Here is a 13,356-nt window from a genome sequence, read left to right as displayed (position 1 = left end):
CACGAAGAAAACCGGCATTCATCGCCGGTTTTTTTTCGTCCGTGAAAAATCGGGTAAGCTGCGCGCCTTTCTCAATCTGCACCGTGAGGCTTTCAACGTGTTCGTCAAAGCGCTTCGTGTCGGCCTCGGCCAACTGGTTATCTTCATCGACTTCATCACCCGCCCGGGCAAGAAAAAACGCCCCGCCGCTGTTCAGGCTCAGGTTGATGCGGCGGCGAAGGATCTGACTTTGTATCAGTTCCACGCCTGCCCGTTCTGCGTGAAAACCCGCCGTACTTTGCGTCGCTTGAACGTGCCGGTGGCATTGAAGGATGCGAAGAACAACGAGCAGGATCGTCAGGCGTTGCTGGAACAGGGCGGCCGGATCAAGGTGCCTTGCCTGCGCATTGAAGAGAATGGGCAGACGACCTGGATGTATGAGTCCAAGGTGATTATTGATTACCTGGATAAGCGCTTTGCTGCAGTCTGATATTTATGTGGTGATGCTGGTGGCCTCATCGCTGGCAAGCCAGCTCCCACAGGTTTTGTGAACGCCTCAGATCACTGTGGGAGCTGGCTTGCCAGCGATGAGGCCCGCACAGACACAGCAAATTCCAGACAAAAATAAACCGGCCCATAAGCCGGTTTTTTTGTTTTCACGCCGCTTTATCCACTTGCGCCTGCCGCACCACCGCCGCCAATCGCTTGAGCCCTTCATCCAGTCGCGCCGGATCGATGTGGCTGAAGTTAAGGCGCAAATGCCCATGATGGTTATCTGGCTCTGGAAAGAACGGCTCGCCCGGCATGAACGCCACGTCATTGGCCAACGCCTCGTTGAGCAAGGTTCGCGTGTCCAACGGTTGCTTCAGCGTCAGCCAGAAAAACAGCCCGCCCTGAGGCATGTCCCAATCCGCCAGATCAGCAAAATGCGTTTCCAGCGCCGCCTGAAACGCATCGCGCCGCTGCCGATAAAATCCACGTAACTCACTCAAATGCTGCTGATATTTCTCCGTACCGATCCATTGCAGCGCCTGCCACTGACCGATGCGGTTGGTGTGCAAGTCCGCTGATTGCTTGAGTTTGAGCAGATGGGGAAACAGGTCTGGGCTGGCTATCAGGTAGCCGACGCGCAAACCCGGCAGCAGGGTTTTCGACACGGTGCCGGTGTAGATCCAGCTGGATTTCTTCAGGCGCCCAGCAATCGGTTTGGCGCTGCCGCCATCGAAAGTCAGTTCGCGGTAAGGCTCGTCTTCGATCAGGGTCACGCCAAACTCGTCGAGCAAGGCTGCAACCGCTGCGCGCTTGGCTTCGCTGTAGCGCACGGCTGACGGGTTCTGGAATGTCGGGATCAGGTAGATGAACGCCGGGCGATGCTGTTCCAGACGACTGCGCAAGTGCGCCAGGTTCGGGCCATCGGACTCTTGCGCTACGGTCAGGCAATCGGCGCCAAACAGCTGGAAGATTTGCAGGGCGGCGAGATAGGTCGGCGCTTCAAGCAGGATTTCCGTGCCTTTGTCGATGTACAGCTTGGCCGCCAGGTCGAGGGTTTGCTGGGAGCCGCTGACCACCAGTACCTGACTCGCCTGACAGTCCAGGCCAAGCGCCCTCGCCTCCGCCGCCAACGCTTCGCGCAATGCCGGTTCGCCTTCACTCATGCCGTATTGACCGAGCGACAGCGGCATATCTGCCCACTCGACTTTCGGCAGCATGGCTTCGGCGGGCAAGCCGCCGGCGAACGACATCACCTCTGGACGCTGGGCAGCAGCGAGGATTTCACGGATCAGAGAACTTTTAAGGCGCGAGACACGTTCGGAAAAAGCCATGGAGGTCACCGGTAGCGAGGCGTATGAAAAATGAGTCAAACTGGTTGACTGAAATTACGACAGCTTGAGCGAGTACGTCAACATGCTTGACCTTAAAAACCCATCCAGCCAACAACAAGCGATGGAAGCGTTTTTCTTCGGCTATCAGGCGTTCACCGCCAAGGCTGACGAAATGCTCGAACGCCGCGGCCTCTCGCGGGTGCATCAGCGCATTGTGTTTTTCATCGCGCGGTATCCGAATTTGAGTGTGAAGGAATTGCTCGGATTGCTCGGAGTGAGCAAGCAGGCGTTGAACATGCCGTTGCGGCAGTTGCAGGAAATGCATCTGGTCGACAGCGTGGCGTCGGAGGCTGACAAGCGTAAGCGGTTGCTGGAGTTGACAGCGGAAGGCGCGAAGTTCGAGCAGGCGTTGCGGCGTGAGCAGGTGAAATTGCTCGAGCGGGTGTTTGCCGAGGCGGGTGAGGCGGCGGTGAATGGGTGGTTGGCGGTGAATATGGCGTTGGGGAACAGTCAGGCAGTTCTCGATTGACTGTTCTGGCCCTATCGCCAGCAGGGCTGGCTCCCACAGTTTTTGTGTACGCCACAGATCATTGTGGGAGCTGGCTTGCCAGCGATGGGGCCCCGAAGGGCGATATATCACTAACGACGGAACTTTCGTAAACAAAAACAAAAACAATATTTGCTTTATTTGTACACAAAAGCATAATCCACAGCGTGCGAGTTCCTGACCGCATGGTCAACAAATTCGCAAGTGCCTCAAAGGGCCGCTGCCACCCCTCATGGGTCCGGCCCTGGAAATAACAATAAAACTCTTGAGGAGTACTCGCTGTGGAAAGCCGCAAATCCGAAGCATCGACGCTGGATCTCTCGCCGCCATTACGCACTGGCCTGCTGGAGCGCTTGTTTAAACTCAGCTTGCATGGCACCACGGTGAAGACCGAGCTGATTGCCGGTCTGACAACCTTCATCACCATGGCTTACATCATCTTCGTTAACCCGAACATCATGGCCGATGCCGGGATTGACCATGGTGCAGCCTTCGTCGCCACCTGTATCGCCGCCGCGCTGGGCTGCCTGTTGATGGGCCTGTACGCCAACTGGCCGGTGGGTCTGGCACCGGGCATGGGCCTCAACGCGTTCTTCACCTACACCGTGGTTGGCACCATGGGCTACAACTGGGAAACCGCGCTCGGTGCGGTGTTTGTCTCCGGTGTGCTGTTCATGATCCTGACCTTCTCGCGCATTCGTGAGTGGCTGCTCAACAGTATTCCGGTCAGTCTGCGCTACGCGATGGGTGCCGGTGTTGGCTTGTTCCTCGGCCTGATCGGTCTGAAAACCGCCGGCATCGTTGTCGACAGCCCGGCGACGCTGATCAAACTCGGCTCGCTGCGTGAACCCGGCCCACTGCTCGCCGCCATCTGCTTCCTGATGATTGCGATCCTCAGCTACCACCGCGTATTCGGCGCGATCCTCATCAGCATCATCACCGTGACCCTGGCCGGTTGGGGCCTGGGCATCGTGCATTACGAAGGGATCATGTCGACGCCGCCGAGCCTGGCCCCGACCTTCATGGCGATGAACGTTGCCGGCGTGTTCAACGTCAGCATGATCAGCGTGGTCCTGGCTTTCCTCTTTGTGCACATGTTCGACACCGCCGGCACCTTGATGGGCGTTGCCCAGCGCGCCAATCTGGTCAACGCTGACGGCCGTATCGAAAACCTTTCCCGCGCAATGAAAGCCGACAGCGCATCCAGTGTCTTTGGCGCCGTGGTCGGTGTTCCGCCAGTCACAAGTTATGTAGAAAGTGCTGCCGGCGTGGCCGCTGGTGGTCGGACTGGTCTTACCGCAGTGACCGTAGGTGTGCTATTTATAGCGGCAATGTTTTTCGCACCGCTGGCCGGCATGATTCCGGCTTACGCCACCGCCGGTGCACTGATCTACGTTGCGATGTTGATGATGGGCGGCATGGCCCACATCGAATGGGACGAAGCCACTGATGCGATCCCGGCCATCGTCACCGCCATCATGATGCCGCTGACCTTCTCGGTCGCCGACGGCATCGCGCTGGGCTTCATCACTTACGTGGCGTTGAAGGCCGGCACTGGCAAGTACAAAGAGATTTCCGTCAGCCTGTGGGTGCTCTGCGCGATCTTCATCGCCAAGTTCATCTTCTTGTAAGCGACACGCGGTTCCGGCTTCAAAACAGCCTCACCCTCACGGGTGGGGCTTTTGTGCATTTTTCAATACAACAAAAAGGAGGAAAGTGATGAGTCTGGAAACCTGGCTGCTGTTCAGCGGCGCTGCACTGGTGGTGATCCTGATTCCGGGGCCACTGTCGTTGCTGATGATCAGCAACAGTCTGAATTACGGTTTGCGCCGTTCGTACCCGGCATTTCTCGGTGGCGTGACCGCCTCGATCTGCCTGCTCAGTGCCTCGGCCCTGGGGCTGGGTGCCTTGCTGCTGGCTTCGGAACAATTGTTCAGCGCGTTGAAAATCGTCGGCGCCCTTTACCTGTTCTACCTCGCCTGGCAGAGCTGGCAGCAATCGCGCCAGCCATCGACCGGTGCCGAAGTGCCTCAGGCGGCCGCAGTACCACGCTTCCGTGCCCTGTTCGGCCGCGCGTTCGTACTGGGCGCGAGCAACCCGAAAGACATTCTGTTTTTCGCCGCGTTTCTGCCGCAGTTCCTCAGCGCCGAGCAGCCGTTCCTGCCCCAGCTGCTGATCATGATTGCGACCTGGACCGTGCTGGACCTGCTGTGCAAATTGACCTATGGCCTCGGCGCCCATGGTGCTGCGCGTTATCTGCGCAGCGGCAAGGGCCAGAGCTGGTTCAACCGCATCAGCGCCGCGCTGTTCGGCACCGCTGGCGGTGTTTCGCTGTTGAGCAGCCACTGATCCGCAGCTGCCACTGCCATCGGTTCTGGCAGTGGCAGCGATCCCGCCCCACCGCGCAATACACTGCAACAACGCAATATATATGTATGCCTCTCCCCCGCTGATCCGTCGCTAGCATTTCGGGCAACTACCCGGCGAGCCTGCTCGCCATGCCCTCATGCAGCGATCAAAGATCGGAGAGTCACAGTGTACAAACCCCCTAAGCAGGTGCCCGGCATCCCCGTGACCACGCCGTCGTCCAGCGGCTTGACGCCAGACCTCAGCAACGCACCCCCTCCCAGACTGGTTCCCGACGCAACGCCCACCGTCTCCCACCCCGTCCGTCCGGATCTTCATCAGCCGGCGAGCGAGGGGGCAAGTCAGCCGACCCTTGCCGACCTGGCACCCGACAATGTCACTGATCAGCCAAGGATAGAGGTCGTCGATCTGACCGGCGCCGGCCAGGCCACCCCTCCCTACCCGGCCGATCTGGTGATCGTCGGCGCCGAAAACACTGGCGACCGCACGCCGCTGGCGGATTCGGGGCTGTTCATGGACGCCAACCAAGCGCTTTACGCCGACGTCGCCGGGATCGGGGTGGCGGGCATTCAGACCAACGCTCACGGCCAGTTCGTTCTCTCGAGCGAATCCCCCCATCAGGATCTGCTGGTGCTAATGCCCGTCGAGGGCAAATCGCAGTGGAAAAAGCGCTCCGATGCCAGCCCGCCTGCAGACACCGGATGGGAGGTGCCAGACTCCTCCCAGCAACCGGTGATGGCCTTGAAAAGACTGTTGCTTTCCCGATTACAGGCCAGTTTCCTGACCGAACCCGACGCCACGGGTACTTCCTGGAGTGTGCGCGGCGAACCGAGCAGAAAATATGTCAGGCTCAAGGACGGCAATTCCGTGATGGTAGCGTTTCGCGAAAACGGCGACGTTCAGGCTGTCAGCGCCAACCACCCGAACAGCAACGGCCCCCTGCTGGAACGCGTGCCCGGCACATCGCATTGGCAGGTAAAGCCCCAGGCCAGGACAACCCACAAACGCAAACAGGCCGCCCCGCAAACGTGGCTGAACAAACGCGGACGTATCGAGCAGCCCAGCGAATCCGCGGTCAGAGCGCAATCCAGTACGGACCAGACTGCCGTCAATCGTGATCTATGGCGCACTTGGGGAGAGACCAGCCCGATCCCCTCCGGCTCCATCCCCATTGGCAATCTGCACTACCGAACACTGCCCGGCGCCACACAAGAGGTGGCCATTATTCGCCCTTTCAGCTTTGCCGACGGATTCGACGGATTCGAGGGCATGCTGATCGCGCAGCCCTGGCGGCAACCGGTACGCGCCGTTTCGAGCCCGACCACCCCAGCTTTCAACTCCACCGAAATGCCCGGTACGCAATGGACGGTGAGCGGTCCGCTGTTCGATAAAACCTTGACGCAGTCCATCGCTGACAGCTTTCCGGACTTTTCGGCGGTTACAGCAAGAACCCTGGCCCGGAGCCTGTTCGAACAGACCAATCCTTCGAATACGCTGACCAGTCCGGGCTTGCTGCACATGTCTGAAATCCTTGTCCGGTGGCAAGGCAAAGGCACCGAGGGGCCGCACGCCAGCGCCGGATCTTCGCGATCCGCATTCACCGATCCGCTGCAACTCCTGCCGATTACCGCCACCGAGAACCAGCAGGGCATACGGACACTGCACCTGCCGGCTGTCGATCATCATGCAACAGCACAACGCATTGACTTCGCCCTACGCATAGACGACCTGAAAATCTTTCAAAAGGGCCAGCCCAATCTGCGTGTTCGGCACATGTTTCAAACACTGCTGGCGCGTTGCGGTTACGAAGTTTTCCCCCCGGCCAGTCAGCAGACCGGCGGCACCCTGGTCTTCAAACGTGCCGAGCAAACCTACTTCCTGACGATCCGCAACACGACCACCCGCGTTGTTCAGTACGACCTTCCCGACAGATTCAAGCTGTCCACGATGCGCACTTATCTGGGCCACGAAACGTTTCAGGCACTGAACTCAGCACTGGCGAATGGCAGTGTGATGTGGCTTGTCGGTGGTTTTCATCTCACCGAAACACGGCAGGCGGACTTTTTCATGTACAGGGTTTCGCCCCCGGAATCCGCGACCTCGACAACACCGGCAAGGCCGGCGCAAACCCCTCAAATAATGACGGGCCCAAACCCGGTCGAGCCAAACATCCGCCCGGCGGTGAGTTCGGCCCACCGGGAAATCGCGGTAGAGGCTGCCCAGCCGCATGCCATTGACATCGAAGGCGTGCGTCATACGTTGCTGCCGCGCGCCGTTGACGACCGGATCGTCTACCTTGATGACCCGGATTACCCGGCTTCCAGCTTTGATCAACTGGAGACATTGCTGCGCACGCAGCCGCAACATCAGCCACGCGGAGCGATCCGTGTTCCTCCGCAAAACGCGTGGATGATCGATACTCGAATGCCTTTTGAAAAGTCGCTGGTCGCTCACATTGCCGAGCAGTTCCCGGTGTTGTCCACGTCGACCCTGCAGAATGTCGCCAAAAGGCAGTTCATCCTCGCCAACGGTTCCGAAACGACAACCGGCGCCGGGCTGACCACCCTGCGACAGACCTTCAATGACTGGCGCATGGGCAATGCCGCGCCACGACCGGAACTGGTAGATCCACTGCTGATGCTGGCCACTACGCCAATTACTCCGGCGACCCGTGACACGGTACGCAAGCTGGTTTTACCCCTGGATACGCCCGAGGGCGAACTGCACCGCATCGACATGGAGATCAATTACTTTCGCCTCGAGTTCGACTACTTGCTCTTGCATCCCGGCGGCCAGAATCACAAAACCTTCATGACTGGATTACTCATAAGAAATGGCTACGACGTCTTGCCCCGGACCGAAGGGGGTGCCTGGCCAGCGCTGGTTTTTACCCATCCCAACCATGACCGAGTGTTTTTCCTCAGCCTTTATCGAATCCAGGGTAACCGCATCCCCCTGCCGGATCGGCCCAACCCGGCAGTCTCAAGCACATTGCTCGACAGGATCGGCCCCGTTGCTTCGCAAAGGCTGCTGGAGGCGGATGCGGCCGGCAGAGTCATCTGGCTCAAGGGTGGCATCCAACGCTGGAAATCCCAACAAGTGGAAACCGCTTTCATCATCCGCGATGACATTCCGATGATTTGAGTGATCGCAGCCGACGGCAGACCGCGAAAATCCCCAAAAAAAACCGAAAAAAAAGCCCGCAGTGTGAGCGGGCGAAAGACCAAAGAAGCTATATGCGCAGTCGCTTCCCGGTGGGGGCAGCTGCTTGGGGGTCAGCTGCCCCGGTACGTGGAATAGCTGTACGGCGAAATCAGCAATGGCACGTGGTAGTGATCCTGTTCGGCAGAGATGCCGAAGCGCAGCACAACCACGTCCAGAAATGCCGGTTCCGGCAACTGCACGCCACGGGCGCGGTAGTAATCGCCTGCGTGGAACTGAACCTGATAAACGCCGGTTCGATAATCATCGCCTTGCAGCAGCGGTGCATCGACCCGGCCATCGCTGTTGGTGACGGCACTGGCGACCAATTCCAGTTGCGAACCTTCAACGCGGTACAGCTCGACCTTGATCGAACTGCCCGGGCAACCGTGTGCAGCGTCCAAAACGTGTGTTGTCAAACGTCCCATTGATTCTGCGCGCCTGCCTGCGTGGAAGCAGTCAGACCTCGCGCCTCCCGAAGTCAGATAAAAAGGAGACCGCACCGATTCGGAGCACGAAAAGCTGCGGCGAGCGATTGATTAAGACACTTTTCAAAAAAATTGTACACAATAAAAACGACATTTTTTACGTTACCCCCGCCATCCGGGCCTTTACTGCCGATCTGCCAGCAAAGCGCCTGATCAGTGAACCTTTAATCCATTTGCTGACTGGTCAGGCAGGTTTCTTGCAGGCTGACGCCAATACCCGTAAAAGATGACAGTCGGTGAAAAATGCGAAAATTCAGGCTTACAAATTGCGATTGAAGTTGTATACAATCAGCCCATCGCTGTGACACCAGCCTGCAACCTCACCGTCAGGCCGCCACAAAATCTGTCAACGAATAAGAAGGAAGACTGCAGTGAGCGCTGACTACCCACGCGACCTGATCGGTTACGGCAGTAACCCTCCTCACCCACACTGGCCGGGCAATGCCCGCATCGCCCTGTCCTTCGTGCTCAATTACGAAGAAGGCGGCGAGCGCAACATTTTGCACGGCGACAAAGAATCCGAAGCCTTCCTGTCTGAAATGGTTGCTGCTCAGCCGCTGCAAGGCGCGCGCAACATGAGCATGGAATCGCTTTACGAGTATGGCAGCCGTGCCGGTGTCTGGCGGATCCTGAAACTGTTCAAGGAATTCGACATCCCGCTGACCATCTTCGCTGTCGCCATGGCCGCGCAGCGCCACCCGGATGTGATCCGCGCGATGGTCGATGCCGGCCACGAGATCTGCAGCCACGGCTATCGCTGGATCGACTATCAGTACATGGACGAAGCGCAGGAACGCGAGCACATGCTCGAAGCGATCCGCGTCCTCACCGAAATCACCGGCGAGCGTCCACTGGGCTGGTACACCGGCCGCACCGGCCCGAACACCCGTCGTCTGGTCATGGAAGAAGGTGGTTTCCTCTACGACTGCGACACCTACGACGACGACCTGCCCTACTGGGAACCGAACAACCCGACCGGCAAGCCGCACCTGGTGATCCCGTACACCCTCGACACCAACGACATGCGCTTCACCCAAGTGCAGGGTTTCAACAAGGGTGACGACTTCTTCGAATACCTCAAAGACGCGTTCGACGTGCTCTACGCCGAAGGTGCCGAAGCGCCGAAGATGCTCTCGATCGGTCTGCACTGCCGCCTGATCGGTCGTCCGGGTCGCCTCGCTTCGCTCAAACGCTTTATCGAATACGCCAAAAGTCATGAACAGGTGTGGTTCAGCCGTCGCGTCGACATCGCGCGTCACTGGCACGAAACCCACCCGTACCAAGAGGCCGCCAAATGAGCCGCTTTCAAACCCTGCAACCGTCGACCCTGAGCCGCGACGCTTTCGTCAAAGCATTCGCCGACATCTACGAACATTCGCCATGGGTGGCCGAGAAGGCCTATGACCTGGGCGCGGACGCTTCGATCGACGAGATCGAAACCCTGCACCAGCGCATGAGCGACATCCTGTTGAGCGCCGATCACGCCAGTCAACTGGCACTGATCAACGCTCACCCGGACCTGGCCGGCAAAGCTGCCGTCCAGGGCCAATTGACCGAAGCCAGCACCAATGAACAGGCTGGCGCCGGTATTCACCAATGCACGGCCGAAGAGTTCCAGCGCTTCACCGAGCTGAACGACGCCTACAAAGCCAAGTTCAAGTTTCCCTTCATCATGGCGGTAAAAGGCAGCAACCGGCATCAGATCCTCGCGGCGTTCGAAACGCGCATTCACAATTCGGAAGACACCGAGTTCAAATGCGCGCTGGCGGAGATCAACAAGATCGCCCTGTTCCGTTTACTGACTCTTTAGCAAGCCTGGCCCGAGCATGTCAGACGCGGAGAATGCCCAGGGCCTCGCAAGCATCCCCAGCCACTTATTTAAAGGCAGACAAGAAGAATGAAAGCTTACGCCGTACCTTTCGAGAAGTTCGTCAACCTGGCCGATGCCCGTCTGGGCACCAAAATCATCTCGGTCACCGATGACTGGTTTGCAGACGCCAATCGTCTGTTCCAACCGACCCCGGCCGTATGGAAGGAGGGCGTGTTCGATGACAACGGCAAGTGGATGGACGGCTGGGAATCGCGCCGCAAGCGCTTCGAAGGCTTCGACAGCGCAGTGATCCGTCTGGGCGTACCGGGCTCGATCAAAGGCGTCGACATCGACACTTCATTCTTCACCGGCAACTTCCCGCCATCGGCCTCTCTGGAAGCGTGCTTCCTGGCCTCGGGCGAGCCTGATGAAAACACCCAGTGGACTGAAGTGCTGTCGGCCGTCGAGCTGCAGGGCAACAGCCACCACTACCACGAAATCAGCAACGACAAAGCGTTCAGCCACCTGCGCTTCAACATCTACCCGGACGGCGGTGTTGCCCGTCTGCGTGTGTACGGTGTGCCGCATCGCGACTGGTCCGCTGTTGGCGACAACGAGCAGGTCGATCTGGCAGCAGCCCTGAACGGTGGCCGCGCCCTCGCCTGCTCCGACGAACACTTCGGCCGCATGAGCAACATTCTCAACCCGGGCCGTGGCATCAACATGGGCGACGGCTGGGAAACTGCACGTCGCCGCACGCCGGGCAATGACTGGGTCATCGTCGCGCTGGGTCACCCGGGCGAGATCGAGAAGATCGTTGTCGACACCCTGCACTTCAAAGGCAACTACCCGGACACCTGCTCGATCCAGGGCGCGTTCGTCAAGGGCGGCACTGACAGCCAGATCGAAACCCAGTCGCTGTTCTGGCGCGATCTGCTGCCAAGCCAGAAGCTGGAAATGCACGCCGAACACACCTTCGTCGAGCAAATCAAAGCTTTGGGCCCGATCACCCACATCCGCCTGAACGTGTTCCCGGACGGTGGTGTGAGCCGCCTGCGTGTTCTCGGCAAGGTCGCTAAATAGGTTTGAACCCAATCGCTGGCAAGCCAGCTCCCACAGGTTTTGTGAACGCCACAGTCCACTGTGGGAGCGGGCTTGCCCGCGATGGCGATAGTTCTAACAACACAGAATTCGGATAAGAAGAACAGCATGCGCACACTAACGATTGAACCGCTGACCAAAGAAGCCTTCGCCCCTTTCGGTGACGTGATCGAAACCGACGGCAGCGATCACTTCATGATCAACAACGGTTCGACCATGCGCTTCCATAAACTGGCGACGGTCGAAACCGCTCAGCCTGAGGACAACGCGATCATCAGCATCTTCCGCGCCGACGCGCAGGACATGCCGCTGACCGTTTGCATGCTGGAACGCCATCCGCTGGGCAGCCAGGCTTTCATACCGCTGCTCGGCAACCCCTTTCTGATCGTGGTCGCGCCAGTTGGCGATGAACCTGTATCAGGCTTGGTCCGCGCCTTCGTCACCAACGGCAGGCAGGGCATTAATTACCATCGCGGCGTTTGGCACCATCCGGTGCTGACGATCGAAAAGCGGGATGACTTCCTGGTGGTTGATCGCAGTGGCACAGGCAATAACTGCGATGAGCATTTTTTCAAAGAGGATGAGCGTTTGATCCTCGCCCCCCACCAATAAGAGAAGGTCTGATCACTCGACAACAAGAGTGACAGGCGAGAGGTAAAGACTGTGGAAGCACATCTGTTGGAATGGCTGAACCTGAGCGTGCGCTGGGTTCACATGATTACTGGCGTGGCCTGGATCGGCGCGTCGTTCTACTTCGTCTGGCTGGAGAACAACCTCAACCGCGTCAACCCGAAAACCGGTCTGGCCGGTGACCTGTGGGCGATCCACGGTGGCGGTATCTATCACCTCGAAAAATACAAACTGGCCCCGCCGGCGATGCCGGACAACCTGCACTGGTTCAAGTGGGAAGCCTACTTCACCTGGATGTCGGGTATCGCGCTGCTGTGCGTGGTGTTCTACTCCAACCCAACGCTCTACCTGCTGGCTCCGGGCAGCACCCTGAGCGGCCCTGAAGGCGTGGCCATCGGTATCGGCTCGCTGTTCCTCGGCTGGTTCATCTACTCCTTCCTGTGCGACTCGGCCTTGGGCAAACGCCCTGCTCTGCTCGGTTTCATTCTGTTCGTGCTGATCATCGGCGCGGCGTATGGCTTCAGCAAAGTGTTCAGCGGTCGTGGTGCGTACCTGCACGTTGGCGCGATCATCGGCACCATCATGGTCGGTAACGTGTTCCGCATCATCATGCCGGCACAACGGGCACTGGTCGCGGCGATTGCCGAGAACCGCACGCCGGATCCGGCGCTGCCGGCCAAAGGCTTGCTGCGTTCGCGTCACAACAACTACTTCACCCTGCCGGTGCTGTTCATCATGATCAGCAACCACTTCCCGAGCACCTATGGCAGCCAGTACAACTGGTTGATCCTGGCCGGGATTGCAGTGTTGGCGGTGTTGGTGCGTCACTACTTCAACACCCGTCACGACAGCCACAAGTTTGCCTGGACTCTGCCAGTGGCAGCGGTAGGCATGATCACGCTGGCGTACGTCACCGGCCCAACGCCGATGTCGACCGCTCCGGAAGTGGCCAAGGCGCCAGCCAAAATCGAGTACCAACCGCTGCCGGAGACGGCACTGGGTGGCGGCGCGAAACCGGCTGAAGCGGCGGCACCTGCTGCACCCGCAGACGCACCGGCAGCAGCGCCGGCACAAGCCTCCAACGCCGGTCCCGGCTTTGACAAAGTGCATACCGTGATTCAAGAACGCTGTGCAGTTTGCCACTCGGCCAAACCGACCAGCCCGTTGTTCAGCGCTGCTCCAGCGGGTGTGATGTTCGACACTCCTGAGCAAATCCGCCAGAACGCGGCGCGCATCCAGGCGCAAGCCATCACCACGCAGATCATGCCACTGGGCAACATCACTCAGATGACCCAACAGGAACGTGACCTGATCGGTGCATGGATTGCCCAGGGAGCACAGACCAACTAAGCAACAAACGCATCGCGGGCAAGCCCGCTCCCAAAAAGGTCACTGCCTGACCTGTGGGAG

General features: G+C 58.9%; 13 protein-coding genes. 11 read left to right on the top strand and 2 right to left on the bottom strand.

Annotated elements, in window-relative coordinates:
• Positions 1-97 precede the first annotated feature (97 nt).
• Positions 98-469 (top strand): glutaredoxin family protein, encoded by a 372-nt coding sequence (locus tag AC3Y64_RS08670; RefSeq protein WP_397482695.1) that lies wholly within the window; start codon positions 98-100, stop codon positions 467-469.
• Between the two features lie 166 nt (positions 470-635).
• Here the strand turns inward: AC3Y64_RS08670 and AC3Y64_RS08665 are convergent, their stop codons facing one another.
• Positions 636-1,802, bottom strand: a complete 1,167-nt coding sequence (locus tag AC3Y64_RS08665) for an aminotransferase-like domain-containing protein (RefSeq protein ID WP_489987119.1) — start codon at positions 1,800-1,802, stop codon at positions 636-638.
• An 82-nt stretch (positions 1,803-1,884) separates the two neighbouring features.
• On the opposite strand from AC3Y64_RS08665, the gene AC3Y64_RS08660 reads away from it, so the two are divergent.
• From AC3Y64_RS08660 to AC3Y64_RS08645, 4 genes are all read left to right on the top strand, one after another.
• Positions 1,885-2,331: a MarR family winged helix-turn-helix transcriptional regulator gene (locus AC3Y64_RS08660; protein WP_489987118.1), complete on the top strand. Its 447-nt coding sequence runs from the start codon at positions 1,885-1,887 to the stop codon at positions 2,329-2,331.
• Positions 2,332-2,630: 299 nt separating this feature from the next.
• Positions 2,631-3,980, top strand: coding sequence for an NCS2 family permease (locus tag AC3Y64_RS08655; RefSeq protein ID WP_489987117.1), 1,350 nt, complete (start codon positions 2,631-2,633; stop codon positions 3,978-3,980).
• A gap of 88 nt (positions 3,981-4,068) precedes the next feature.
• Positions 4,069-4,698, top strand: a complete 630-nt coding sequence (locus tag AC3Y64_RS08650; protein WP_122594933.1) for a LysE family translocator — start codon at positions 4,069-4,071, stop codon at positions 4,696-4,698.
• A gap of 186 nt (positions 4,699-4,884) precedes the next feature.
• Positions 4,885-7,860: a hypothetical protein gene (locus tag AC3Y64_RS08645; protein WP_489987116.1), complete on the top strand. Its 2,976-nt coding sequence runs from the start codon at positions 4,885-4,887 to the stop codon at positions 7,858-7,860.
• A gap of 131 nt (positions 7,861-7,991) precedes the next feature.
• Here AC3Y64_RS08645 and uraH read toward each other — a convergent pair whose 3' ends face one another.
• On the bottom strand, positions 7,992-8,345 hold the full coding sequence (uraH, locus tag AC3Y64_RS08640; RefSeq protein WP_008080901.1) for a hydroxyisourate hydrolase: 354 nt from the start codon (positions 8,343-8,345) through the stop codon (positions 7,992-7,994).
• Here uraH and AC3Y64_RS08635 point away from each other — a divergent pair.
• The 6 genes from AC3Y64_RS08635 (at position 8,309) to AC3Y64_RS08610 (ending at position 13,296) form a co-directional block, all read left to right on the top strand.
• Positions 8,309-8,635 carry a hypothetical protein gene (locus AC3Y64_RS08635; RefSeq protein WP_489988044.1) on the top strand — a complete coding sequence of 109 codons (327 nt, stop codon included), beginning with the start codon at positions 8,309-8,311 and terminating at the stop codon, positions 8,633-8,635. The two genes, uraH and AC3Y64_RS08635, sit on opposite strands and share 37 nt — an antisense overlap.
• Before the next feature lie 141 nt (positions 8,636-8,776).
• Positions 8,777-9,703 (top strand): allantoinase PuuE, encoded by a 927-nt coding sequence (gene puuE, locus AC3Y64_RS08630; RefSeq protein WP_093441662.1) that lies wholly within the window; start codon positions 8,777-8,779, stop codon positions 9,701-9,703.
• Positions 9,700-10,215 (top strand): 2-oxo-4-hydroxy-4-carboxy-5-ureidoimidazoline decarboxylase, encoded by a 516-nt coding sequence (gene uraD, locus AC3Y64_RS08625; protein WP_108226900.1) that lies wholly within the window; start codon positions 9,700-9,702, stop codon positions 10,213-10,215. The genes puuE and uraD overlap by 4 nt, the downstream gene beginning before the upstream one ends.
• A gap of 87 nt (positions 10,216-10,302) precedes the next feature.
• Positions 10,303-11,298, top strand: a complete 996-nt coding sequence (gene alc / locus AC3Y64_RS08620) for an allantoicase (protein WP_122594937.1) — start codon at positions 10,303-10,305, stop codon at positions 11,296-11,298.
• Positions 11,299-11,424: 126 nt separating this feature from the next.
• Complete coding sequence (locus AC3Y64_RS08615) at positions 11,425-11,928, top strand: ureidoglycolate lyase (RefSeq protein ID WP_024012211.1); 504 nt, start codon at positions 11,425-11,427, stop codon at positions 11,926-11,928.
• A 51-nt stretch (positions 11,929-11,979) separates the two neighbouring features.
• Positions 11,980-13,296, top strand: coding sequence for a urate hydroxylase PuuD (locus AC3Y64_RS08610; RefSeq protein ID WP_158959213.1), 1,317 nt, complete (start codon positions 11,980-11,982; stop codon positions 13,294-13,296).
• The last annotated feature ends 60 nt before the right edge of the window (positions 13,297-13,356 follow it).

This window comes from Pseudomonas sp. 4CAES_32.4, assembly GCF_058136335.1.
The sequence above is the reverse complement of the archived record's forward strand: the minus strand, read 5'-3'. Positions and strand labels throughout refer to the sequence as shown.